We start from the raw sequence: 24356 nt of genomic DNA on the forward strand, positions 1-24356 counted from the left end.
TGCATTGCGGCACAAAAAAGCCTTCAAAGTAAAAACTCCGAAGGCCCAAATGCACATGAGAATTAGAGAGAGCTGTAGGGGTAGGAGTCGAACCTACACGAGGAAGTTAGCTATAACACAAAGTCCGGTGGTCAACCCCGGTCTTTCTTGCGAAAGGCTCTATGTTACGTTTATCCTTTTGTCCTCACCCCCGAGACGAGAGGGCATGTCTGCCAAAAGTTTCATCACCCCACAGTATAAAGAACTATTTTTGTTATTGACAGCACAATATTAAACAGATTTGCCCATTATTTAAAAATAAATCAACAATATTTTTAAAAATTTAGAAAATGTTCATTATTTTTATTGTTTAATTAAATTTATTTAAAAACCAACTGCAATATGAGCCTTAAATTAAATCTTGACAAACTCGATTTACAAATTATACAGGCAATGATGGAAGATGCTGAAATTTCCTATGCCGATTTAGGGAAAAAGTTATTTGTTTCCGGTGGTACCATCCATGTTCGTATTAAGAAACTAGAGGAACAGAATATTGTGAAAGGAAGAAAGTTGGCAGTAGATTTAAAAGCTTTAGGTTATGACGTAATTGCATTTATAGGAATATATTTAGAAAAAAGTTCGCTATACGATTCAGTTGCCAAAGAATTGCGATCTATTCCTGAAATTGTACGACTGAACTATACAACCGGTAATTATAGTATGTTCGCAGAAATTGTTACGAAAGACATTCAACAACTAAGATTTGTTTTACATGATAAATTGCAAAATATTAAGGGCATTGAACGAACTGAAACCTTTATTTCGTTAGAAGAAAGTTTTAGCCGAAATGTAGTGGTTGACCAATAGTGATTCCATACAATAACAGTTTAAAAAATATCTATGTCCGATTCTTTTAATTTATCTGATGTGTTGCGAATGGTTGGCTTGCATAAATTTAAAATTATTACGGTTGTTGTTTTATCACTCATAATTGCAAGCATCACCTTGCTATTGGTGCCTAAATACTATAAAGCTACTGCCATTGTATTGCCTTCTAATCCTGAATTAGCCGATAAAGAGCGCGCTGCTTACAATAATTTACAACGCTTATATTCTTACTTCGGAAACAATGATGATTTAGATTTATTGTACGGTATGACTAAGTTAGATACGCTGTATTTTCGTTTAACTGATAGTTTTAATTTGGTTAATTATTATGCACTAAATGAAATGAATGCCAGTGTAAATCGTTTTAAGGCCAAACAATTATTGAAAAAAAATATTGAATTTAAAAAGAACGAAAATAATCAACTTGAAATAAGTGTATGGGATAAAAGCAATATAAAAGCTACTGCTATTGCCAATGCTGCCGTTTTATTTTTAAAGCAAAGTGAAGAAAGTTTGTGGTTGAATAATTATGAAAAAACCTATAATGCCATCAAAAATCAAATAATAAATTTGCAGCAACAACTTAGTTTGTTACCTAAGCAAACAAACAATAATGCTAATTCTCAACTAATTATAGAGCAAGCTTATCTGCAACAATTAGTACAATACCAAAAAAATTTAAACGATTTGCAGCTGGCAATACAAAATGTAGCACCAGGGTTGTATGTAGTGCAATATGCTAGGCCTGCTGTTAAGCCCGATAAACCCAAACCCTTATTGGTATTAGTTGCTGTAGCTTGTATTAGTTTTGTTATTGCAACTAGCGCGGTATTGCTTTTTTATAGAAACAAAAGGGAGTAATGCGATTGCTGAATTTACATGTTAAAAATCAGTTTATTGTAATTATACTAACGTGGTTTGCCGCATTGGTTGCAGGTATTGTATTACAACAACCCATCATTTGGATTTTCCCGTTTTTATTATTGGTTATTCAGCCATTAATTAATTTAGTTGTACATCACACACAATATTTGTTTTGGATTTTAATTTGTTTATTGCCTTTGTCAACCGAATGGGGAGTAACTTCATCTTTATCACTCGATTTTCCGGACGAAGCAATAATGATGTTTATAACAGGATTATTTTTTTTTAAGTGGTTATTACAAACAACAGTTATTCCTGCTCATGTATACAAACATCCTTTGTTTTTGCTGTTAGCAATACATATAGCATGGATTGCTTTAGCCTGTATTTATTCTCAAAATATTTTACTATCAGTTAAGTTTTTATTGGCTAAAAGCTGGTTTATTATTCCTTTTGTATTCCTGCCTAATATTTTAGTGTATTCACAACAACAATTAAAAAAGTTAGTATTGTGTTTGTTAATACCCATGCTTTTTGTGGTTATACAAGCTATTTTTAGACATGCTTTGTATGGGTTTAGTTTTGAAGGAATTAAAAAAATGCTTTCTCCTTTTTTTCGGAATCATGTTGATTATTCTGCAATGTTGGTTTGCATAATGCCTATGGCAATAGCCATGTGGATACTAACACCCAATACAAATCAATTAAAAAAATGGTTATTGGTTTCATTAATAGTTATGACAATTGGCCTGGTTCTATCTTATTCACGTGGGGCTTGGTTGGCTGCTGTAATTGGCTTGGGTATGGCAATAATAATTTATAAAAATTTTCTTTGGCCATCATTAATTGTGTTAAGTATTTTACTATTAATAACGGCCTTAAGTTTAGTAATGCAAAAGAAGTATTTGCAATTTGAGCCCGATTATCAACATACCATTTTTCACACCAACTTTGAAGCGCATTTAAAGGCTACTATTGCTATGAAAGATGTATCGAACGCAGAACGAATTTATCGCTGGGTAGCAGGCACTAATATGGTTATTGAAAAGCCCATCATCGGATTTGGTCCCAATAATTTTTACGACTTTTATAAAGGGTATGCTAATAGTGGTTTTAAAACTTGGGTAAGCAGTAATCCTGAGCACTCATCCGTGCACAATTATTTTCTATTAACAGCATTAGAACAAGGTGTGCCAGGCTTATTCATTTTTTTGTGTTTATACATTGCCATGTTGGGATATTCGCAATATTTATATATTCATTTGCAAAGTAAATTTTGGGCAGTTACTGCCTTAACAATAGGCGTAATTATTGCCATATTGGGTACTTTAAATTTTTTGAGCGATTTAATTGAAACCGATAAAATTGGCAGCATATTTTGGTTGTGCTTAGGAATGTTAATGTTAGTTTCAAAACAATTGAAGCTAGAACAGCAATCAATTGCCAATTCTAATACTACCGGGCACATTCAAAATATCGCTTAGGCCGTTGCCCAGTAAATTAAAGCCTACTACCAATAGCATTATGGCAATACCTGGAGCCAAGGCTAATGCAGGTTGATGTGTAATAATAAAATTGTAGTTTTCCTTCATCATCAATCCCCAGCTGGGTTGCGGTGGTTGAATGCCTATACCTAAAAAGCTTAATCCCGCTTCAATCACAATAGCCCCGGCAAAGTTATTTGCTGCAATAACCATTACAGGCGCAGCAATATTGGGTAAAACATGTTTCAATAATATTCGACTATTACTATACCCTAAAACCTTGGCAGCAGTTATATAATCAAGTTGCTTCACTGCCATGGTTTGCCCACGTACCATACGGGCTACATTTACCCACATGGTTAATCCTACCGCAATAAATACTTGCCAAAAACCTTTGCCTAATACCAATGTAACAGCAAAAACCAATAATATGGTAGGAATACTCCAAATTACATTAATTAGCCACATAATGGCTGCATCGGTTTTCCCACCAAAATAGCCTGCCATTAAGCCCAATAAAATGCCTATGGTTAATGAAATTACTACGGCAATTAAACCAACAGCCAAACTTATGCGGGTGCCAATGAGTAAGCGACTTAAGATATCTCTACCTAAAGTATCAGTACCTAAATAAAAAGTTGTTTTTGTTATAAATTGTTTAGGGAGTTCATTTAGCGGAAATTCTATGGGCTGTTCTACGCCATCGCCAACATATTTTTGGGCATATAGTTGGCCATTCTTAGTTGTGTATGACGTAATAGGAATATAATTAAATCTATTGGGCTCTCCATTAAAAAAAAACTTCAAGCTGTTTATAAAACCGCTCGTCTCCTCCTTCGTTTTATGCAAAGGCAATTTTAAAAGTTGAATACTAAAGCCAGGAGGTTTGCTGCCTATTTCGGGTATTATACGATTGGCATTGGTACTACTATCCGGTGCAAGAACATAGGCAAAGATTGCAATAAAGATTGCAATACTAATGATGACAACACCAATACTCATGCTTTTGTGTAGCAACATTAATTGGCCGAAATTTTTTATGTGTTTACCTATTGATGCGGCCATTTTATTGTTTACTTACTAATTTGAAAATTAATTGAAGCAATATAGTTAAACATTTATTTCGGTAATTGGTCTTATTGTTTGTAAAAGTTGGTTTGCCGGTATTATTCACTTAAAATATTGACTAATATGTTACATGCAATTAAAAATTTTTTATTCTTGCCAGTAGTATTATTATCGTTAGTAGTTTTAATTCTTTATGTCGGATTCCCCGAAAAAAAGAAGCGATTTTTGGTAAGAAAATAAATTATACTACCCTTCTACCTTTCCATTCGTAATGCCCAAATTTTCCCAGCCATCCTGCTATAACGGTATAGGTAATATGTAGTGGTTGTAACCAAGGAAACCATTTTAAATGCTGACTTCCAAAAAAGCGGCTAACAGGCCTCATAAAGCTGAGTTCGGCAATCGTTTTTATTAAAACACAAACAATCCAGCAAATCAATAATGGCCAACTTAAAAATACCAGTGCCAAAATGGGTAACACAAGCAGCATAAAATTATAAAGGTACACCAGTACTAAAACCCAAAAAATTGATTTATCATCATACTTGTCTGCCTTGCTGGCCCAACGAATACGTTGATTGAAAAATTCCTTCCAGCTGAATACAGGTTGCGTCAATACAATAGCGTTAGGATGAAATAAATAAGCAATGCTGTTGGGAAAATGCTGTTTAATCTTATTCATTAACAACATATCATCACCGCTGGCAATATGGTTAATGCCTTTAAAACCATTAACGGTATAAAAAGCCGATTTTAAATAGGCTAAGTTAGCACCATTGCACATGCTGTGAATGCCTGCCGATACTGATGCCGCTGTAATACCTTGTAAGCTTAAAAAATCTAAATACTGAAATATACCAAGTAAGGTTGGATGGTAAATAAAACTAACGGGAGCAACAACCAAAACCGGTTTTTTCTCTTCAATGCATTGTGCTAAACTGTGCAACCAATTCGCATTGGCAATACAATCGGCATCCGTAGTAACAATCCAGGTTCCATTGGCTTTTTCTATTGCTTTTTCAATGGCCCATTTTTTATAGGAGTTGTGTTCCGTGGGTACTTCATTGGCTAAAGGCATTAAACGAATATTGCTGTATTGTTGTTGCCATTGTTCCACAATACTTGAAGTTTCATCCGTTGAAAAATCATCAATCACAATTACTTCAAATAAATGTTGCGGGTAGTTTTGTTGTGTAATACTTTGTAAGCAGCTGCCAATATTTGCAGCTTCATTTCGGGCAGGAATAATAATACTGAATTGTGTGGTGGGAATAAATAATGGGTTGAAATTAAATAAGCGTAACTGTAAAAACCATTTTCTGTACAATAAAATTAGCGCTGCATACAATAAAGTTAGTATAGCTGAAATAATAATAAGTATGTAGCTAATCATGATGCTGTAAAGAAACAATTTTATTTACAAATAGCTTGTGCTATGTATGCTGCATTTTTTTCTTTTAGTAATTGATGGCCGCTGTCCAATTCTTCAATTGTAACCCAAGTCTCAATTCCTTTTTTAAACAACCGGCCATACTTTGCCCTAATTACCCTGTCATATTTTCCAAAAAACAAATGTATTGGTATCTGATGTTTTCTTATGTTTTTTTTTAATATAGCCTGGTTCGGCATAAATTTCCGCAAAGTAGTCCATCGCACATATAACTGTTCTCTTGCAAGTGCATCATCTAAATAATAATGTGCAAAATTATATACACTTTTATTAAAGAGTTTTAGTTTGCACGATATATCCATAGCTACAAATAAAGGTTTAGGATGCTTCATTACCCACTTAAAGGTTCTATTGCCCAAGCGTGTTTGTGTTGATAGAAAATGCCATTTGTTATGGTGCAATCCATCGGGTGCCAATAAAACTGCCTTTTGAAAATATTGAGGATAATATTGTAACAATTGCAACGCCATTCTGCCGCCCATACTGTAACCTAATAAAATATAGGGTACAGTTGTATTGTTAGTAATACATCGTATTATTTGCCACAAATCTTCCGATGAAAAATGCAATCCTTCCTGCCAAATGCTTCCGCCGTGAAAAGGAAGGTCAATTGCAATAAGCGAATAGTTGGGGGATAATAGGGGTTCCAAAAAGGCAAAACTATTGCCATCTTCACCATAACCATGTAGTGCAATAATGTACTGTGCACCGGTTCCGGTAGTGTAATATTGAATAACCGAGTTTTGAAAACTAATTTTTTCTTGAATCACGGCCACTAATTTAAATACCAACAAAAATTTCGCAAATATTAATTGGCAGTTTGGTAAAGATACACCAATTTTGAAAATAGTTGCATAACTAACTATATGCCAAACAACCAATTTAAACGCGGCGAATTATACAGTGTTATTAATGGAATGGCATCAATAGCAGTGGCCAGACGTTTACAAAAAAACTTCAGGCAGGCAGGATTGGATATTACCATTGAGCAATGGAGTATTTTATATCATTTATGGAAAGAAGATTGTTTAAGCCAACAGGAATTATGCAATCGCACATTTAGAGATAAGCCCAGTATTACCCGATTAGTAGATAATTTAGAAAAGCAAGGATTAGTTAACCGTCACCCATCGCCAACAGACAGACGAATTAATTTGGTATGTTTAACACCCGCTGCCCGAGGCTTGCAGGAATTAACCCTGCAATTAGCAAATGCAACTATGGAAGAGGCTTTAACAGGCATTAATAAAGATGAAGTAGAAATTGTTAAGAAAGTATTGCAGCAGGTATATGATAATTTAAAATAATAAACACTGCCAATAAAATAATTGCTCAACCATAAAATTGTACAATATGTCAACAAAAAATACTACTACAATAGCCATTAATGGGGGTGAATGGCTTATTAAAGAAAGTTTGCCCGAACAAACTTTTATTCCGGAAGAATTTAATGAGGAACAACAAATGGTGATGGAAATGTGCCATCAGTTTGTTGCCGCTGAAATTGAACCTATTATTGATAGAATTGACCAATTAGAACCCGGCTTAATGCCTACATTATTGCAGAAAGCCGGCGAACAAGGACTGCTTTCCACTTCTTTTCCCGAATCATTAGGAGGCTTGGGTAAAGATTTTATTACCTCTACAATTGTTAATGAAGGTTTAGGCGGAGGCTTTTCTTTTTCAGTAGCCATAGCAGCCCATACAGGTATTGGCTCTTTACCTATTTTATATTTTGGAACCCCTGAACAAAAACAAAAATATATTCCCAAGTTGGCTTCCGGTGAATGGAAAGGTTCATATGGATTAACCGAGCCCAATAGTGGTAGTGATGCATTAAGTGCTAAAACAACCGCCACTTTAAGTGCCGATGGAAAGTACTATTTGCTGAATGGCCAAAAATGCTGGATTACAAATGGTGGTTTTGCTGATGTTTACACGGTTTTCGCAAAAATTGACGGAGACAAGTTTACCGCATTTATTGTTGAAAGGGGCTTTGAAGGATTTACGCAGGGGCCTGAAGAACATAAAATGGGTATTAAAGGTTCCTCAACCGTTCAGCTTTATTTTCAAGATTGTAAAGTACCAGTTGAAAATGTATTAGGTGAAATTGGTCGTGGACATATTATTGCTTTCAATATTTTAAATATTGGTCGATTAAAATTAGATGCGGCTGCATTGGGTGCCAGTAAAAAGGCAGCTACCATTTCAGTACAATATGCCAATACCCGCGAACAATTTAAAGTGCCCATTGCTACTTTCGGAGCTATACAACATAAACTAGCTGAAATGTGCATTCGTATTTGGGTGGCTGAATCGGCTTTATACAGAACTGCCAAATGGATTGATTTAAAAGAAGCCGAATTAATGGAAAATGGAGCCGGTTTTGATAAATCATTATTAGGTGCTGCAGAAGAATTCGCCATTGAATGTGCTATGTTAAAAGTGTTCGGCAGTGAATTATTGGATTTTGTGGTAGACGAAGGTGTTCAAATTCATGGCGGTAATGGTTTTAGTGATGAATATATTATTAGTAAAGCTTACCGTGATTCACGTATTAACCGCATTTATGAAGGCACTAATGAAATTAACCGATTATTGACGGTTGATATGATGTTGAAACGAGCCATGAAAGGAAAACTAGATTTAATGTCGCCGGCAATGGCTGTAGCAAAAGAACTAATGAGTATTCCTGATTTTGGTAACCAGCCGGATGGTTTATTTGCAAAAGAACTACAATATGTTGCCAACTTTAAAAAAGCAATTTTATTAGTAGCAGGTGCTGCGGTACAAAAATTAATGATGCAGTTGGAAAAAGAACAAGAGCTATTGATGAATATTGCTGATATGGCTATTGAAGTGTACCATGTAGAAAGTGCTTTGCTTCGTTTAATTAAACTGGCACAACAAAAGGGCGAAGAGGCAGTTGCTGTTCAGGCAGCTATGGTGCGTACTTATTTATACGATGCTGCTGATAGAATTAATAAGGCTGGTAAAGATGCTCTAAATAGTTTTGCGGATGGTGATGAGTTACGTATGATGCACATTGGCTTAAAGCGCTTTACTAAAGTTGAACCTTACAATACTAAAACCGCACGCAGAACCATAGCTAAAGTAATGATTGAAGCAAATCGTTATCCTTTTTAGTATACCACAAGATTGAGTATAAGAGAAAATTAACTGTAAGTTTGAACCAATAAAAAACCCGGCAATTTAATATTGTCGGGTTTTTTTATATCATGAATTGATTAATTTCTGGTAATTCCGCAACTATCTAACTCTGCATTTGAAATAGTTGGGAAATGGGTTTCATGGTTTTTCATTTTTTGAATCACAAGGCGAGCAATGGTTGCTGCTTGTTCTTCAGAAATAAAACCATTTTTACCGGTTGCACCGGGAATAATGGGTTGATGAAATCGTAATTCATTATTTACATAAATATCATAACCCCAGTGCAAACTATCAGAGTAATAGGTTTTATAAGTTATTTCCGGAATTTTAGCGGCACTTGTTTGTTTATCTTTCAGCCAACCTGTAATTACATAAATAATTACCGCTATTCCAAATAATATATAAATCCAATTCTTTTTAATCATTTGGATTATAAGGTTGGTAAGGTAACCACTCATTCAAATCATCATAGTATGCAGAACCACTGGCACCGGTTGTAACAAAAGCTCTTCCGGCTACAGAAAATCCAATAGCTCCGGAACGACCAGCTCTTTCAAAATTGGTTTTTTGGAACCATAAATCGTTTTTAAAGTCGTAACCCCAAGTGCTAATGTTGTAACTACCATTTTGGCCGGTAGTAATGTAAGCAGAATCACCTAATACAAATCCAACACCATGGTCGCGGATAATATTCGTATATAAATCATCATAAGTATCAGCGCTCACATTGGTAATGGGGCGTAATTGATTCCAAGGGTTAGTTGTATTTGAGGGGTCGAAAACAGTGAAGTCGTTTACTTCGCCGTTGTTAGTACCTGTAACAATGTATGCTTTGTTTTGGTAAACAAATACAATACCACCTTGGCGTTTACTACCTGTAAATTGGGTAGCTGTTAGGTTCCATGTATCTGCATTAGGGTCATATTGCCAAGAGTCTTTTTTATTAGAACCTCCATCATATCCGCACAACAAATAACCCAGGTTGCCAATTGAAAAGGCTAAAGCATCAATGCGGGGAGTACCGGCGAAGCTTGCTTTTTGAACCCAAGTATTAGTAACAGTGTTGTATTGCCAGGTATCATTCAAGAAATTATTGTAATTATCCTGTCCGGTTGTAATGTATCCATTGGTGCCAATAGCAAAAGCAACAGCATTGCTACGAGGTGTAAAGTTATTAGGGGCATTGGCTAATTGTGTCCAGCTGCCATTTGAACCTTTGGTAGGATCGAAAGAGTATAAATCGGAATACCGAATATTTTTAGCTAAGTTGTAACCGGTACCAATATAAGCCACATTCCCAACAGTGAATGCACAGGCTGCAGTACGTTGGTCGCCCACAAAATCATTGGGTGAAAGTACCCAGTTTCCACTACTTTGGGTAGGGTCTAATACAGTTCTGGCGCAAGAAATAAGCAGCAATACCAAGCTGGCGGGTAAAAAGAAATAATACTGAATTCGCTTCATTTACATTTAGTTTTTTTGAAATTAGGTTGCCTTTTTTTATAAAAAAGCAAAACGGTTTTCTATTAAGGTTTCAAAGATAAGTGAATAATAGTGGTATGGTCAAACTTTTGAGCGTGCTTTTTTTTGTATGAAATAACTGATTTAACAAGTTTTTTTGTTTTGGCTGCTGCTATGTTTTGTAACCTTGCGTTGTATTTGTTTTTGAATATGTTGGCGAAGTGCATATTTGCAAATGTTGTAGCTGTATATTTGTAAATTATGCTACTTTGAAATGCAAATTTCAAAAGTGTAAACATAAAATTAAACCTTTAAACCTAAAAGCTTTAAATAGTTAAGACTAATTATAATGCCTAAGAAATTACTTTTTTTATTTTTTATCCTTGCTTCTGTATTGTTGATGAATGCCTGTAAGCGGGCTGACATTAATTTTAGTAGTCAGTTATTAGACAATAATATTACCCAAATTATTATGACTGACACATTTAGTGTAGACTTATCCACCGTTTATATTGACTCTTTTTCAACCGGCCAAACCGGCGTAACAGTTTTTGGTGGTTATAATGATCCTTACTTTGGAAGATTGGATGCCCAAACATTTTACGAAATAGCGCCACCCACCACCAAAGCCACTGATTATGTAAAATCTATTTACGATTCCTTGTATATTACCTTGAAATTGCGCAATACTTTTTATGGTGATACCACAAAACCTATACAAATACAGGTATCAAGACTATCAGAACCAATCGTCCCCCCTTCATTTTATGGCGATCCGGGAACCATTTTATATAGTAAAAACAGTTTTGCCGTTTTCCCTACGCCACTGGGTGTAATTAATACTTATATCCGCCCATCAGTAGATGACTCTATTCATATAAAATTAGATGATGCTTTAGGGCAAGAGTTATTTAATAAAATTCAAACAGCGAGTTTAGATTTGCAAAGCACTGCTAATTTTCTAAGCTATTTTTATGGATTGCGAATAGCTTCTAATAGTAATAGTAATGCAGTTTATACTTGTGCAGATTCTGGCACAGTTTATTTGGCCTATCATAATCCTAACTTAAATAAAGATAGTGCCAGGCTTGCATTTCCTTTAGTAAACCGGAACTTACATTTCATTCATGTAACGGCCGACAGGTCCACAACTATGTTAAATAATTTGGGCGGTCTTAATCAGGCTGGTAAAACCAATGTTATTAACAGCACTCAAACTGGGAATATGGCTTTTTCTCAGCCTATTTCCAATACCATGATAAAAATTCGCTTTCCCAATATTCAGGATATTCAAAAATTACCCTATTACGCCAAATTTTTAAAGGCCCAACTTATTGTTAGGCCGGTTGCAGGAACATATAGTCCGCTTTACTATTTACCTCCGCAATTAAGGTTATCAAATACCACTATTTTGAATCAATTAGGACAAGATATTACTTCGGTTGCATCGCCGGGAACAGCTGCCGGTGTTCAATATGGGAATTTAGTTACCGATTATTTTAATGGCAAAAGTTATTATTCTTACGATTTAACCAATTATGTAAAAACTATTTTGGCTGATCCTGAATATCCTTTTTACCAATCTGGTTTATTACTAACGCCTCCCAATCCGGCTTTCCAATCACAGTTTGCCCGTTTAATTGCCGGCAATAGGCTTTATCCTAACATAAATTGCCAAATTGAGTTAGATTTATATTATGCATCCGTAAAATCGTACTAATTCTTACCCATGAAGAAAATTGAATACTACATATATTTTATAGTGCTGGCTTCTACTTGTGTTTTTACAAAACTAAATGCACAAAATAACAACTCTCCTTATTCAATTATTGGCATTGGCGATTTAGAACAAAGTTATTTAGATCGTACATCGGGAATGGGGCATGCAGGGGTGGCATTATCAGGCGCAAGGGCACAATATATGGCTAATCCTGCTTCATTAAGTATGTTGGATGAGCATTTCTTTAATTTTGAAGTTGCTGTAAGATACCGTGGTGTAAACTACTATGGGCAACCCATTGATATTGTAAACAATAACCAAAGTGCCGATATTCAATTCAAGCGAATTGCTATGGCCATTAAAGTAAAGCCAAAATGGGCTATTGGCTTTGGGTTGGCTCCTTTTAGTACAGCTAACTATTCTTTTTATGCCAACAAAGTCATTCAGGGTACACCTCAAACATTTTCTGCTTATTATACAGGTACAGGAAGTACTAACTTATTCTATATAACCAATAGTTACAAATTTTCAGACCATTTTTCAGTTGGACTACAAGCCTCTTATTTATTTGGTCAATTAGGACAAACAGAAACAATTTCAGGAACGGGTTTAGATAGTAATCTTGTAACCAATAAGAATACCTATTTAAATAATCCTTACTTGAAGTTTGGTATGCAATACCGAACTAAAATTGCTAAAAAATGGAAATTAGCAATTGGTGCTACAGGGTCAATACAAACCAAACTAAATAGCTTAACTTCATTATTGGTTACTGATGGCACTACTACCTTAATAGATAACCCGCAATTTAGTGTCGGCTATTTTACCTTACCTAACATGTATACAGCGGGTATTGCTCTTACTTATAAAGATGATTATACTTTTGCAGCCGATTACACTTTTCAAAATTGGCAAAATTTAAGTTACAGAGGGCTTTCTTATAATTTGGTAAATAGTAGTCGGTTGAACTTGGGTTTTGAGTACAGTAAGAAAAATACTTACCGTGATTTAAAAGCTGAAAAAACATTTTATCAGGCAGGCTTTTTTGCCGGTAAATCATACGTAAATGTATCGGGTCAACAAATTGATAATGTTGGTGGAACAGTAGGCATTGGATTCAATGCTCTTCGCAGTTCATTAACCGGACAAATTAGCTTAGAAGGTGGCGTTCGTGGTACTACCATTAATGGGTTAGTGCAAGAAGACTATTTGCAAATAACCTTTATTTTAGGATTTCGTGAATTTTGGTTGCCTCGACATTTTAGAAGATATGATTAGGACAAATCTTTTACTTTATTTTCTTTGTTGAAATAATAGTATTTTCATGGTTAGCAATGCAATGGCGCTTAACCTTATACCATGAAGTACATTTGTTTATCTTTTTTATTTTCATTTTTATTCATAGGCTGCAGTCATTCTGCTAACACAACTGAAAAACCGACTAATCATGCACAATCTGTTGATACAGTTTGGTATGGAAAAACCGTCGGAAAACTTCCTGCTTTTTTATATGGTGATGGCACCGACAGATTAGGTGGCGCTACTATGGGATATATTGATACAGGTGTTATTTGTAAAGTAATTGGCAAAACACAAAAATTTTTTCAAGTTCAATTATCGCAATACCACACAGCTTTAATTGATACATCAATGATTTTACCCGATACAACCATTCAATATAAACCTACTGTATTAAGTGGCTCATGGAAAGCATGGGGAACGGATAGTTGTTATGATATAGTATCTATTTATCTTCCTCAAAAAGTTGCTTATACATCGCACATGGAGTTAAATCCATCCACCATTAAAATTCAGTTGTATGGTGTTCAAAGTAATACCAATTGGATTACCCAATTGCAGTCGCTGAAAGAAATTAAAAATCTATACTATCGCCAAACAGAAAATGATGTATTAGAAGTAACCATTCAATTAAAACATGCTCAACATTGGGGATATAGCATCAATTATGAGGGGCATAAATTGTTGGTAAAAGTTAAACGTCAACCCACCATAGTTAGTTTGTCACATTTAACTATTGCCATAGATGCGGGACATGGAGGCTCAAATTCCGGTGCTTCAGGAAATGTATATGGCTTAGTTGAAAAAAATTATACGTTATTATTTGCCAAAGAACTGGAAAGACAATTAAAATTGGCACATGCAAAAGTAATAATGACGCGCACAAGCGATACAACGTTTGATAATAAAGACAGAATATTGTTTTTGCAACAAAAAAATCCTGATGCATTAATTAGCTTACATTTCAACTCGGCCGATGATGCAAGTGTAAATGGGGTAAGCACTTATTATAAACACATTGGCTTTAGGCCGCTTAGTACTTATATTTTAAAAAGAATGTTAGCCATTCATTTGAACGAATTTGGTAATGTAGGAAGTTTCAACTTTGCGTTGAATGCGCCTACCGACTTTGTGAACTGTTTGGTTGAAATTGCTTTTTTAAGCAATAAAACCGATGAAACTAAAATTAAAAATCCCGCATTTAGAGTTGCTGTAGCACGACAAATTGTAGCCGGACTGAAAGATTGGCTTATGTATGCCGCAACTGAAAAAAACTAAACATATTAACGTAAGTTGGATTGTTTTAATAAAACTTGTAATGCATTTAAGTTTACTTGATTATAAAACGCATCTATTACGCTTTTCTTTTCGGCAGTTGTTAAATGAAAGTTTAATGTGGCAGCTGCATCAGTTTTAGAAGCTAAATACTGAAATGATAAACTATAAAAATGCGGACCATAGCTTTCAGCAAAATAGTCCAAGGCATTATGTTGATAATAATCTTGTAAGCGGAACCAATTGTATTGTAGTATTAGTAAAGGCTTTGTTAGTAAGCTTAATAAACTGGTATTATCATAAGGGTTCTCCCAATCATCAATACTACGATCGCGAAGTTCAATAACAATTACTTTTTGTGTGTTTTGTTGCAGCCAATCTTTAAATACATTCAAAAAACGTAAGGTAAGTTCTTGGCCAAAGTTATCACGTAAGCCTGCATCCATTACATCAATAATGGGCTTTGAGGGTAGCCAAACATTGGGTAATACAAGAGGGAAAGTTGCATTCATTCTTAAAGCCGATAATACTCTAAGGCTATCACTATTTTGGTTTTTAAAATAGCTATTAAAATCAACTCCATCTGCATTATACGCGGTTAAATGGGAAGAGTCAGACAGAGGGCGCATTAAAAAACGGGCGGGGTGTGTTGCTATAATCATTCTTCTTGCATCACGGCTAATAGTAGCATTGTAAAACATAATGGGTATGGTGGCATTGGCTTCCGGTTGGGCATAAGCGTAAATGTTTTTATTTAAATAACCATGCGTATTTTCATTTAATTTCTCTTCAAATGCATAACCTCGGTCTTTAATATATTCAAACCCTTCATAATTAAATTTTTGCACGGGACCAATTATATCTCTCGTTACAAACGACGAAAATAAAGGATTCAGTAAATCTTTGGCAATATCATCAACATAGGCAGGATTATATAAGTTAATATTTTTATTGCCTAAAAGGGTTTGGTAATACAGCTCTCTAAAATAAGCTGCGCCTAATAAACCCCCTGAGGCACCATTAATAAATAAGGTATGTTGCATCAGTTGCCCATGTAATGCACTATCTATTTTTTGTAAAGTATTCATGGTAAATACGGCACTCCTTAAACCACCACCACTGGTATTAATAATGTACATAATGGGTTTTTCTTCTTTTTGCCGAGCCTTCCATTTATTTAAAATCTTTAAATAGTAGGCCCTATCTGCCTCCATAATACTATCGCTACAAAGTTTCCGTATGTCAGATGAATCATATAAAGGACGTTCTAGTTTATTATCATAATTTAAACCATAGGCTTTATTTCGGGGGTCAATGATGCCAATTTGATACAAATAATTGAGTATTAGGTAAATAATAATGATTAAAGGAATACTCCAACTTTTAAAGAATAATGAAATGGCGCCTGATACAGCTATTAATATAGCAAATAGAATTGAAATACTGGCAGCAGCAGGTATTTGAAACAATCTGCTGTCGGCACTAAAGCCCAAAACAATTAAAAAGATAAACGCAATTAGTATAGCAATAACAGCAGAAATGTGGTGTTTAGAAAAAACATCATCTAAAAATGATTCGTTATAATGCCTAATATCTCTAGGCCTTCTCAACTTAAAACTGGCACTCAAAAACCAGTCAACACGCATTTCTTGTTTGGTTAATGGTAATACATTTTTATTAATAATGGCATTATAACGTTTATTCGCATCGGATATGCCTTGCTTTATGCTATAATAAATAGTTTTGTCTGCACTAAAAAAATACACAAAAGCCAGCAAAATAGATAGAAATAAACCACCTGTAAATCCTAATGCGGTTAATAATGATTCACCCAACGTTTGTAATTGTTGTTGTTGCGAAAATTGTAAGCCTCTTATAAAGTAAAAAACTAAGAATATAAGCGGTAAAATGGCATTGTTAATGCAATATTTTAAAAATGGAGCAGCGGTTGTTGCTAAAAATTTAATGTACCGGGCATTTAAAATAAAGGTGGTAATATTCCAGCTCATAATAAAAATACCAATGGCAAAACCAACAATGGCTGCACTAAAAGGACTAACATTGTCAAAATATTCAGGGGCCAGGTAAAGGGAATAAGCGCCAAAGCTATTCATAAAATATCCGGCCACCGTAGCAAATAAAATGTACCAGAACAATAATAAAATCTGATATTTTCTGAAATGAAGAATAAAAAGCTGAACCGGCAGCGAATACCAAAAGCCTATAATGTATTTTTTCATGGGTATTTTTATAAGTAATGCCATGACAAGTAAAGGTACTTATACACTAACGTAAACGTATTGTTCTTCAACTTATCATCGTGTATTACTTATAAAGTTAATGGCAAACCATAAAACAACCAATTGTTGCTGTATGTGATTTAGGATTGAGCAGGCCTAAATAATAATAAATAACTATTGGCAATCATGGTTAGTAATAATAACATACCAATGGTTTGATGTAACTCTGCCAACCATTCAAACAATCCAAATTTGCCCAATACAATGCCGGTACTGCTTAATACGGCAACTACACCCAATACCACTTGCGTACAAACCAAAATTATCGCCATTTTTTTGGTGAAATTAAACCAGCTCGATTGTTTGATATTCGCTGTTTTGGCATACCAAAATATAATTAATATTAATAAAATATATGCCAATGTGCGATGGATGAAATGAATGGTAATTTTATTGAAGAATAAACTTTGTTGCAAAGGGCTATTTCCCAAAGCATCGGGTACCCACATCCCATTAATGGTTGGCCAGGTTGGGGCAGCACTAGCGGCTTTTAAACCAGCCATAAATGCTCCGTATAGTAGTTGTACAAAAAGAATAATTATTATGATAAGGGTGAATTTTTTTAGTGAAGGATTAACTAGTTTTTGGCTTTGAGGCACACGAATCATTAAAGCAAATAACAAGGTATAAGTAATTAATACCATGGCTGCAATAAAATGAACAGCTAATTTTATATGACTTACATATAAGTTTTCATCATTCAAACCACTCTTTACCATAATCCAGCCAATTAATCCCTGAAAGCCGCCTAAAATAAATAAGCCTATTAAGGGCTGAATCATCCATGGCTTAATGTGCTTTTTAATAATAAAGTAAACAAAAGGAATAATGAATACAACGCCAATACTTCTGGCCCAAAGGCGGTGAAACCATTCCCAAAAGAAAATGTGTTTAAAATCGGTAAGTGTAAAGTTATAGTTCATGTATTTGAACTGTGCAATTTGTTGGTATTGTTGAAAAGCATGCTGCCACTGACTTTCAGTGGTGGGGGGAATAGCACCCATAATAGGATCCCATTCAGTAATAGAAAGGCCCGAGCCGGTTAATCGTGTAATTCCGCCTAAAATTACCTGTACTACGAGCATTGCTACGCCCACAAATAACCAGTTTGATACCCATATTCGCGACTTTTCTTCCTGTTGCATCATGCTTTTAACTTTTTAAATCCGTTGCCGCAAAGGTATTATGCCGGCAGCATTTTTTATTTTTTGATGAAAAGAAATGCATTTTTGCAGGGAAACAGGTGTACAATATGTTAGCGAGTACATTTAGCAATAGTGATATTTATGAAGCAGGATGCGATGAAGCCGGTAGGGGATGCTATGCAGGGCCTGTATTTGCCGCAGCCGTTATTTTGCCTGCTCATTTTTATCATCCTTTATTAAACGATAGTAAGCAAGTAACTGAAAGCAACCGCGAACTTTTACGAACTGTAATTGAAAAACAAGCCATTGCTTGGTCGGTAGCAATGGTCAATAATGACGAAATTGATAATATTAATATTTTACAAGCTACTTACAAGGCCATGCATTTGGCCATTGATGGCTTAACTATAAAACCAGAATTGTTATTAATTGATGGCAACCGATTTAAGCCTTATTTAGGCATTGTCCATCACTGCATTGTAAAAGGCGATGGCAAATATGCTGCCATTGCCGCTGCCAGCATTTTAGCCAAAACCCACCGCGATGCATTTATGCTGCAATTACACCAACAGTTTCCGTACTATAATTGGCAAAAAAATAAAGGCTATGGTACGGCAGAACATCGTAATGCCATTGCTCAGTTTGGTTTGTGTAAGTATCATCGGAAAAGTTTTGATATATAGCCGCTGACTATTCTTCCCATTCGCCAGCACCCATTCGTACTATTTCATAGCCATCATGTGTACAATCAATAATAGTTGATGGGGTTATACCACCAATGCCACCATCAATTACTATGTCTACCAATTTCTCAAAGTTGGCATGAATAATTTCAGGGTCAGTATATTCTTCTACTCTTTCGCCGGGTAAGGAGGCGCTTAATAAAGGATGACCCAATTGTTGTACAATAGATAAAGCAATAGTATTATTGGGAATTCTTAACCCAATGGTGTTTTTTTTACTTTGTAAAATTTTAGGCACCTGTTTACTGGCAGGTAAAATAAAAGTATAAGGCCCAGGCAAATATTTTTTTAAAATACGATACAAAGGAGTGTCAATACTTTTCGTGTATTTACTTAAATCGCTCAGGTCATAACAAACAAAACTGAGTTGTGCCTTCTGAGTATCAATATGTTTTAAGCGGGCAATACGTTCAATGGCTTTGTGTTGAAAAATATCGCAACCTATTCCATAAATAGTATCAGTAGGGTAAATAATTACGCCACCATCTAACAAGCACTCCTTAATCATGTTCAAATACCTTGGCTCAGGATTTTGAGGATGTAATTTTAAAAGCATAGTTAAAGTTAATACGTAAAAGGCAAATCATGCTAATGCTTATGTTGTAAAATCAATGCTTATAAACGCAAATAACCTTGTATGGTATAAACAGGCTAATGATGCTTTAAAATGTTCTTTGCCGTCCATCATTACTAACACTCATATAATCATAGTTTTGTGATTACTTTTGTACTTAAATGTTGTGTATGCAGTTACAATCGGTTGACGTAGTTCATGAAATTTTGGGTGTTGATTTTCAACAACAGTATTATGTTCCTTTAAAACCTTTGGTTATTAAAAACCTAAGCCAAAAGTGGCCCGCATATAAAAAATGGAATTGGGATTATTTTAATGAATTATTAGGGCACCATAAAGTGGCACTATATAACAACATAAAAAGTGATGCTTATACCCCCATTAACAAAGCCGATGATTATAAAACATTTGGTGAATACATTGAAATGATTCGCAAAGGGCCTGCCGGATGGCGCATTTTTTTATTTAATATTTTTGAACATGCTCCACAATTAATTAACGATTTTACATGGCCCGATGAATTAATGAAAGGCTTTGTAAAAAAATATCCCATGTTATTTACCGGTGGTGAAGGCTCCATTACCCACATGCATTTTGATATTGATTTAAGCCATATTTTGCATACCCAATTCATGGGGCGTAAAAGGGTGTTGTTGTTTCCTTATGAAGAACAATATAAACTGTATAGAAAACCTTTTGAAGTATTAAGTTTGGCCGACTTTAGTAACTATTACAAGGATAATGGATTGCCTGACTATGAAGCCTTTCCTGCTTTAAAACAAGCCAAAGGCTATGAAGTGATTTTAGAACATGGTGATACGCTGTTTATCCCTGCCGGCTACTGGCACCATATGGAATATTTAGATAGTGGCTTTGCCATGAGCTTACGTGCCTTACAGTCTTCTTTAGTCGGTAAAGCTAAAGGCGTATGGAATTTATTTGGTATGCGTACTATTGATACATTCATGAAAAAAACGGCTCCAAAGCCTTGGTACAACTGGAAAATAGAGCGCATACACCGCCATGCTGCTCCCTATGTTCAGCAACAACCGGTTTTTAGTAATTCATAATCTATTCAACACTGATAATTTCATATCAACAAAAATTTAACTAATTACTTAATGCATTAACATGGTTTTATATGTTAATGCATTATTTTTATATCTAAACAAAACCTTATTCAATGAAACAAAAATTACTCCTTTTATTTATTGGTGTAGTCATTGCATCTACAAGTTGGTCTCAATTAGTGGCGGGTAATTAGTTATTGGGGCCTGCCATAAGTATTAATTCTAATAACAATACATATGATGCCTATGGTAATGGAAAAACTTATGGTGTAGGGTTAGGTGTTGATTGGATAAAGATGAAAACAGCCACGGTTGGCTATGGAGTTGGCTTGAATTATACTTTTGCAAAAAGTAATACTACAGGATTAACGCCGGCCGATTATGCACGGTATCATTACAATTATGTTTCCTTATCTTTTTTTAGAAGAAAATATTTTCCCATTCATGAGAAATGGAGTTTATTTTATGATGTAGGCATTGCCGGTGGGTATAATAATACCAAGTACGACCAATCGGGTAGCTACGCAAGCACCTATATGTATACTAAGTCAAATGGCTATAACATTAGTGCATTTGCTTATCCCGGCATTACGTATTTTATAAAAAAGAATTTTTTGGTAGATATTTCGTTGACTAATTTTTTAACGGCAACATTTTCGCATCAAAAAAATGATCGAGCCAATATTATTGGAAACAACTATCAAACAGCACCCAATATTGGCAATTCATTTGCCTTTAACAGTACTGTAACGGCCAGCAATATTTTAAATGCTGCAACCCTTAATTTTAGGTGGATTATTCAGTAAGCTACATAATATTCAAAATAAAAGCCATTACACAACGGTAATGGCTTTTCGTTATATATAAAAATGCAAGATTATGCAATTTCCCATACTTCTCGGCCGCGAAGCAATTTATCTAAATCGCCTTTGCCTTTTGAAGTAATTACGTCTTCTATTTGTAACGCCATTTCTGCTTCATAACAAGGCCTTGAAGTTTCATAAAAAACACCAAATGGACGTGGAAAATGAATGCCTGTTTTATGTGGGTCGTCAAACATGCGTACTAAAATTTGCGCTTTGTAAAAATCATGCTCATCATGTATCCACAAATCATCGGCAGAAAAACCATTGCCCAATTCAACCACTTCCGGCTGTAAACCATTTAATCGAATGCCTTTATTTTTATTGGTGCCAAAAATAAGGGGCTTACCTTGTTCTAAATAAAGACCTTCGTCAAATTTGGTTGCCTTTTCTGTAAATATTTCAAAAGTACCATCGTTAAAAATATTGCAGTTTTGGTATATTTCGACAAACGATGTGCCTTTGTGTTTAGCAGCACGGGTAAGGGTTTCCTGTAAGTGTTTAGGGTCGCGGTCCATACTGCGGGCAATAAAAGTACCATCTGCACCTAGTGCTAAAGCCAGTGGGTTAAAGGGGTGGTCAATACTACCGTAAGGGGTTGATTTGGTTATTTTATGTTCTTCCGATGTAGGCGAATATTGTCCTTTGGTTAACCCATATATTTGGTTATTGAAAACCAAAAAATTTACATCAAAATTTCTGCGCAATAAGTGAATAGTATGGTTGCCACCAATACTCATGCTGTCGCCATCACCACTTACAATCCAAACACTTAATTCGGGGCGTGCAGCTTTTAAACCACTGGCTATGGCAGTAGCACGCCCATGAATGGAGTGCATACCAAACGTATTCATATAATAAGGGAAACGGCTGCTACAACCTATTCCGGAAATAATGGCAAAATTTTCTTTAGGGATACCTAAAGTGGGCATTACTTTTTGTACTTGTGCTAAAATAGAATAATCGCCACATCCCGGACACCAGCGCACTTCCTGATCGGTGGCAAAATCTTTGGCGGTTAAATTAACCGGAGCTGCAGTTGCACTCATGGATAAAGATTTAATTGAAAATATAGATTAACGAATTTACGTAATTCCTATGGCTGTTCATTAAATTTTTTGTAATTCTTCCCAATATTCGGCCCCACGGCGCGTATGAGGTATTACAATAGTTCCGCCCACTATATTAGCCACCGCAAAAACTTCATAAATAGCTTCGGTGCTTATGCCCAATTCTTTGCATTTGCCTAAATGGTATTTAATACAATCATCACAACGCAAAACCATGCTGGCTACCAAACCTAACATTTCCTTAGTGGCTGCATCTAATTCACCCGGCTCGTAGGTGTTGGTATCTAAATTCCACAAACGTTTTAATACCAGGTTATTTTTACTTAAAATAACCTCATTCATTTTCTCACGGTATGTATTAAACTCATTAACAATGTTACTCATGTTTCAAATTTTTTGTAAAAATATTGTAAGCAATCGATTGCGTGTTACGAAATAAGTTAAATGTAATGTGCCAAACAGCTTTTTTAGGTGGTTATTGATTAATTTGCAGTATTAATACAATAGGTTATGAGCAACAATTTGTTTCACTTTGGCATGATTGGCTTGGGTACAATGGGTAGGAATTTGTTATTAAACCTTGCCGACCATGGATTTTCGGTAATAGGTTTTGATAAAGATGAACAGAAAGGCGCTGCCTTGTTGAACGAATCAACGCCACAGCATTCGGTTAAAGCGGTTAGTAGTTTAGAGGCAATGGTGCAACAATTAGAGCAGCCACGTAAAATAATGATGTTAGTACCTGCCGGTAAACCGGTTGATGATGTAATTGAAAGCTTATTACCATTATTGCAACCGGGTGATATTATTATAGATGGCGGTAATTCTTTTTTTGAAGATACATTACGCCGAACAACCTATTTACAGAGTAAACAATTACATTTTGTAGGAATGGGTGTTTCGGGTGGCGAAAAAGGGGCTCGTTTTGGTCCCAGTATAATGCCCGGTGGCGATGTTGCTGCCTGGAAAAATTTGCAACCTTTATTAGAAGCGGTATCTGCTAAGGTAAATGGTGAACCTTGTGTGGCTTATATGGGCAAAGATGCGGCTGGCCATTATGTTAAAATGGTGCACAACGGTATTGAATATGCCATTATGCAATTAATTAGTGAGGTTTATGATGTGTTGAAAACAGGTTTAGGCTTAACAAATAGTGAATTACACCAAGTATTTAAGCAGTGGAATGAAGGCCAACTAAAAAGCTTTTTAATTGAAATTACCGCGCAAATTTTTCTGCAAAAAGATCCGGAAACCGGTAAAGATTTGGTAGATGTTATTTTAGATAAAGCCGGCTCAAAAGGTACCGGTAAATGGACCAGCCAGGAAGCCATGAACCTACCTGTCAGTATTCCAACTATTGATATTGCGGTTGCTTTCCGCGATATTTCAGTGTATAAAGAGGAACGGGTTGCTGCAGCCAATATTTTTAAACCACAACGTACCTCCATTGCTGTTAACAAAACTGAATTTATTACACAGCTTGAAAATGCATTACAAGCAGCTATTATAATTTGTTATGCGCAAGGTTTAGCCATGTTACATAAAGCCTCTTCCGCTTATAACATGGAAATTCCTTTAAAAGATGTGGTAAAAATTTGGCGTGGTGGTTGCATTATTCGCTCTGTTTTATTAGAAGATTTTTACACTGCTTACCAAAAAAATCCCGATTTGTCTAACATACTATTAAATACGCAATTGGCTGAATTACTGCAGTCAAAGGAAAATGCCTTACGCCAAGTAATAATTCAGGCTGTTCAAAGTAAAATTGCCGTAGCCGGGTTAATGAGTGCATTAGGCTATTTAGATGCCTATACCAATGCACATATGCCGGTGAATTTAATACAGGCACAGCGCGATTATTTTGGTGCACATACTTATCAACGCATTGATAAACCGGGCAGCTTTCATACTCAATGGGATTAGTTGCGA

22 protein-coding genes are annotated in these 24356 nt (G+C 35.3%); 12 read left to right on the forward strand and 10 right to left on the reverse strand.

What is annotated here, in order from left to right:
- The first annotated feature begins 381 nt into the window (after positions 1 to 381).
- From ACP5P5_RS09410 to ACP5P5_RS09420, 3 genes are read left to right on the forward strand one after another with little or no spacing between them, the layout of a single operon-like run.
- Positions 382 to 849 carry an Lrp/AsnC ligand binding domain-containing protein gene (locus ACP5P5_RS09410; protein WP_428285851.1) on the forward strand — a complete coding sequence of 156 codons (468 nt, stop codon included), beginning with the start codon at positions 382 to 384 and terminating at the stop codon, positions 847 to 849.
- Between the two features lie 33 nt (positions 850 to 882).
- On the forward strand, positions 883 to 1731 hold the full coding sequence (locus ACP5P5_RS09415; protein ID WP_428285852.1) for a Wzz/FepE/Etk N-terminal domain-containing protein: 849 nt from the start codon (positions 883 to 885) through the stop codon (positions 1729 to 1731).
- The gene (locus tag ACP5P5_RS09420) at positions 1731 to 3218 is read left to right on the forward strand and encodes an O-antigen ligase family protein (protein WP_428285853.1); all 1488 of its coding nucleotides are present in this window, start codon (positions 1731 to 1733) and stop codon (positions 3216 to 3218) included. The genes ACP5P5_RS09415 and ACP5P5_RS09420 overlap by 1 nt, the downstream gene beginning before the upstream one ends.
- Here ACP5P5_RS09420 and ACP5P5_RS09425 read toward each other — a convergent pair.
- The 3 genes from ACP5P5_RS09425 to ACP5P5_RS09435 all read right to left on the reverse strand — a co-directional run bounded on the left by ACP5P5_RS09425 (position 3171) and on the right by ACP5P5_RS09435 (position 6506).
- On the reverse strand, positions 3171 to 4283 hold the full coding sequence (locus ACP5P5_RS09425) for an ABC transporter permease (protein WP_428285854.1): 1113 nt from the start codon (positions 4281 to 4283) through the stop codon (positions 3171 to 3173). The genes ACP5P5_RS09420 and ACP5P5_RS09425 overlap by 48 nt on opposite strands.
- 244 nt (positions 4284 to 4527) lie before the next feature.
- On the reverse strand, positions 4528 to 5679 hold the full coding sequence (locus ACP5P5_RS09430) for a glycosyltransferase family 2 protein (protein ID WP_428285855.1): 1152 nt from the start codon (positions 5677 to 5679) through the stop codon (positions 4528 to 4530).
- Positions 5680 to 5699: 20 nt separating this feature from the next.
- Positions 5700 to 6506 carry an alpha/beta hydrolase gene (locus ACP5P5_RS09435; protein ID WP_428285856.1) on the reverse strand — a complete coding sequence of 269 codons (807 nt, stop codon included), beginning with the start codon at positions 6504 to 6506 and terminating at the stop codon, positions 5700 to 5702.
- Between the two features lie 96 nt (positions 6507 to 6602).
- Between ACP5P5_RS09435 and ACP5P5_RS09440 the strand changes: the two genes are divergently transcribed.
- Together ACP5P5_RS09440 and ACP5P5_RS09445 are read left to right on the forward strand one after the other, a co-directional pair.
- Positions 6603 to 7043, forward strand: coding sequence for a MarR family winged helix-turn-helix transcriptional regulator (locus tag ACP5P5_RS09440; protein WP_428285857.1), 441 nt, complete (start codon positions 6603 to 6605; stop codon positions 7041 to 7043).
- A gap of 46 nt (positions 7044 to 7089) precedes the next feature.
- A complete protein-coding gene (locus tag ACP5P5_RS09445) occupies positions 7090 to 8883 on the forward strand; it encodes an acyl-CoA dehydrogenase family protein (RefSeq protein WP_428285858.1) in 1794 nt (597 codons plus the stop codon).
- A 101-nt stretch (positions 8884 to 8984) separates the two neighbouring features.
- Here the strand turns inward: ACP5P5_RS09445 and ACP5P5_RS09450 are convergent, their stop codons facing one another.
- Together ACP5P5_RS09450 and ACP5P5_RS09455 are read right to left on the reverse strand one after the other, a co-directional pair.
- A complete protein-coding gene (locus ACP5P5_RS09450) occupies positions 8985 to 9332 on the reverse strand; it encodes a DUF4907 domain-containing protein (protein ID WP_428285859.1) in 348 nt (115 codons plus the stop codon).
- Positions 9325 to 10371, reverse strand: a complete 1047-nt coding sequence (locus tag ACP5P5_RS09455; RefSeq protein ID WP_428285860.1) for a Kelch repeat-containing protein — start codon at positions 10369 to 10371, stop codon at positions 9325 to 9327. The genes ACP5P5_RS09450 and ACP5P5_RS09455 overlap by 8 nt, the downstream gene beginning before the upstream one ends.
- Positions 10372 to 10717: 346 nt before the next feature.
- Between ACP5P5_RS09455 and ACP5P5_RS09460 the strand changes: the two genes are divergently transcribed.
- From ACP5P5_RS09460 to ACP5P5_RS09470, 3 genes are all read left to right on the forward strand, one after another.
- On the forward strand, positions 10718 to 12088 hold the full coding sequence (locus ACP5P5_RS09460; protein WP_428285861.1) for a DUF4270 family protein: 1371 nt from the start codon (positions 10718 to 10720) through the stop codon (positions 12086 to 12088).
- Positions 12089 to 12097: 9 nt separating this feature from the next.
- Positions 12098 to 13366, forward strand: a complete 1269-nt coding sequence (locus ACP5P5_RS09465; protein ID WP_428285862.1) for a hypothetical protein — start codon at positions 12098 to 12100, stop codon at positions 13364 to 13366.
- 81 nt (positions 13367 to 13447) lie between these two features.
- Entirely contained in the window at positions 13448 to 14665 is a 1218-nt protein-coding gene (locus ACP5P5_RS09470) for an N-acetylmuramoyl-L-alanine amidase family protein (RefSeq protein ID WP_428285863.1), read from the forward strand.
- A 5-nt stretch (positions 14666 to 14670) separates the two neighbouring features.
- On the opposite strand, the gene ACP5P5_RS09475 is transcribed toward ACP5P5_RS09470, so the two are convergent.
- Entirely contained in the window at positions 14671 to 16926 is a 2256-nt protein-coding gene (locus ACP5P5_RS09475; protein WP_428285864.1) for a hypothetical protein, read from the reverse strand.
- A 116-nt stretch (positions 16927 to 17042) separates the two neighbouring features.
- Positions 17043 to 18110, reverse strand: coding sequence for a COX15/CtaA family protein (locus ACP5P5_RS09480; protein WP_428285865.1), 1068 nt, complete (start codon positions 18108 to 18110; stop codon positions 17043 to 17045).
- Between the two features lie 104 nt (positions 18111 to 18214).
- Here ACP5P5_RS09480 and ACP5P5_RS09485 point away from each other — a divergent pair, with 104 nt between their 5' ends.
- Positions 18215 to 18790, forward strand: coding sequence for a ribonuclease HII (locus tag ACP5P5_RS09485; protein ID WP_428285866.1), 576 nt, complete (start codon positions 18215 to 18217; stop codon positions 18788 to 18790).
- A gap of 7 nt (positions 18791 to 18797) precedes the next feature.
- Here the strand turns inward: ACP5P5_RS09485 and ACP5P5_RS09490 are convergent, their stop codons facing one another.
- Positions 18798 to 19406 carry an L-threonylcarbamoyladenylate synthase gene (locus tag ACP5P5_RS09490; protein ID WP_428285867.1) on the reverse strand — a complete coding sequence of 203 codons (609 nt, stop codon included), beginning with the start codon at positions 19404 to 19406 and terminating at the stop codon, positions 18798 to 18800.
- 188 nt (positions 19407 to 19594) lie between these two features.
- Here ACP5P5_RS09490 and ACP5P5_RS09495 point away from each other — a divergent pair, with 188 nt between their 5' ends.
- Positions 19595 to 20494: a cupin-like domain-containing protein gene (locus ACP5P5_RS09495; protein WP_428285868.1), complete on the forward strand. Its 900-nt coding sequence runs from the start codon at positions 19595 to 19597 to the stop codon at positions 20492 to 20494.
- A gap of 197 nt (positions 20495 to 20691) precedes the next feature.
- Positions 20692 to 21300 carry a hypothetical protein gene (locus ACP5P5_RS09500; RefSeq protein WP_428285869.1) on the forward strand — a complete coding sequence of 203 codons (609 nt, stop codon included), beginning with the start codon at positions 20692 to 20694 and terminating at the stop codon, positions 21298 to 21300.
- Between the two features lie 71 nt (positions 21301 to 21371).
- Here the strand turns inward: ACP5P5_RS09500 and ACP5P5_RS09505 are convergent, their stop codons facing one another.
- On the reverse strand, positions 21372 to 22406 hold the full coding sequence (locus tag ACP5P5_RS09505) for a 2-oxoacid:ferredoxin oxidoreductase subunit beta (RefSeq protein WP_428285870.1): 1035 nt from the start codon (positions 22404 to 22406) through the stop codon (positions 21372 to 21374).
- A gap of 60 nt (positions 22407 to 22466) precedes the next feature.
- Positions 22467 to 22811, reverse strand: coding sequence for a carboxymuconolactone decarboxylase family protein (locus ACP5P5_RS09510; protein WP_428285871.1), 345 nt, complete (start codon positions 22809 to 22811; stop codon positions 22467 to 22469).
- A gap of 126 nt (positions 22812 to 22937) precedes the next feature.
- Here ACP5P5_RS09510 and gndA point away from each other — a divergent pair, with 126 nt between their 5' ends.
- Positions 22938 to 24350 (forward strand): NADP-dependent phosphogluconate dehydrogenase, encoded by a 1413-nt coding sequence (gndA, locus tag ACP5P5_RS09515; protein WP_428285872.1) that lies wholly within the window; start codon positions 22938 to 22940, stop codon positions 24348 to 24350.
- Positions 24351 to 24356: the final 6 nt, after the last annotated feature.

The organism is Hydrotalea sp. (assembly GCF_049968455.1).
Classification (GTDB): Bacteria; Bacteroidota; Bacteroidia; order Chitinophagales; family Chitinophagaceae; genus Hydrotalea.

Bases quoted from the DNA above. Each gene is read 5' to 3' on its own strand.
- ACP5P5_RS09410 (WP_428285851.1), top strand. From the start codon at position 382: ATGAGCCTTAAATTAAATCTTGACAAACTCGATTTACAAATTATACAG.
- ACP5P5_RS09415 (WP_428285852.1), top strand. From the start codon at position 883: ATGTCCGATTCTTTTAATTTATCTGATGTGTTGCGAATGGTTGGCTTG.
- ACP5P5_RS09420 (WP_428285853.1), top strand. From the start codon at position 1,731: ATGCGATTGCTGAATTTACATGTTAAAAATCAGTTTATTGTAATTATA.
- ACP5P5_RS09425 (WP_428285854.1), bottom strand. From the start codon at position 4,283: ATGGCCGCATCAATAGGTAAACACATAAAAAATTTCGGCCAATTAATG.
- ACP5P5_RS09430 (WP_428285855.1), bottom strand. From the start codon at position 5,679: ATGATTAGCTACATACTTATTATTATTTCAGCTATACTAACTTTATTG.
- ACP5P5_RS09440 (WP_428285857.1), top strand. From the start codon at position 6,603: ATGCCAAACAACCAATTTAAACGCGGCGAATTATACAGTGTTATTAAT.
- ACP5P5_RS09445 (WP_428285858.1), top strand. From the start codon at position 7,090: ATGTCAACAAAAAATACTACTACAATAGCCATTAATGGGGGTGAATGG.
- ACP5P5_RS09450 (WP_428285859.1), bottom strand. From the start codon at position 9,332: ATGATTAAAAAGAATTGGATTTATATATTATTTGGAATAGCGGTAATT.
- ACP5P5_RS09455 (WP_428285860.1), bottom strand. From the start codon at position 10,371: ATGAAGCGAATTCAGTATTATTTCTTTTTACCCGCCAGCTTGGTATTG.
- ACP5P5_RS09460 (WP_428285861.1), top strand. From the start codon at position 10,718: ATGCCTAAGAAATTACTTTTTTTATTTTTTATCCTTGCTTCTGTATTG.
- ACP5P5_RS09465 (WP_428285862.1), top strand. From the start codon at position 12,098: ATGAAGAAAATTGAATACTACATATATTTTATAGTGCTGGCTTCTACT.
- ACP5P5_RS09470 (WP_428285863.1), top strand. From the start codon at position 13,448: ATGAAGTACATTTGTTTATCTTTTTTATTTTCATTTTTATTCATAGGC.
- ACP5P5_RS09475 (WP_428285864.1), bottom strand. From the start codon at position 16,926: ATGGCATTACTTATAAAAATACCCATGAAAAAATACATTATAGGCTTT.
- ACP5P5_RS09480 (WP_428285865.1), bottom strand. From the start codon at position 18,110: ATGATGCAACAGGAAGAAAAGTCGCGAATATGGGTATCAAACTGGTTA.
- ACP5P5_RS09485 (WP_428285866.1), top strand. From the start codon at position 18,215: ATGTTAGCGAGTACATTTAGCAATAGTGATATTTATGAAGCAGGATGC.
- ACP5P5_RS09490 (WP_428285867.1), bottom strand. From the start codon at position 19,406: ATGCTTTTAAAATTACATCCTCAAAATCCTGAGCCAAGGTATTTGAAC.
- ACP5P5_RS09495 (WP_428285868.1), top strand. From the start codon at position 19,595: ATGCAGTTACAATCGGTTGACGTAGTTCATGAAATTTTGGGTGTTGAT.
- ACP5P5_RS09505 (WP_428285870.1), bottom strand. From the start codon at position 22,406: ATGAGTGCAACTGCAGCTCCGGTTAATTTAACCGCCAAAGATTTTGCC.
- ACP5P5_RS09510 (WP_428285871.1), bottom strand. From the start codon at position 22,811: ATGAGTAACATTGTTAATGAGTTTAATACATACCGTGAGAAAATGAAT.
- gndA (WP_428285872.1), top strand. From the start codon at position 22,938: ATGAGCAACAATTTGTTTCACTTTGGCATGATTGGCTTGGGTACAATG.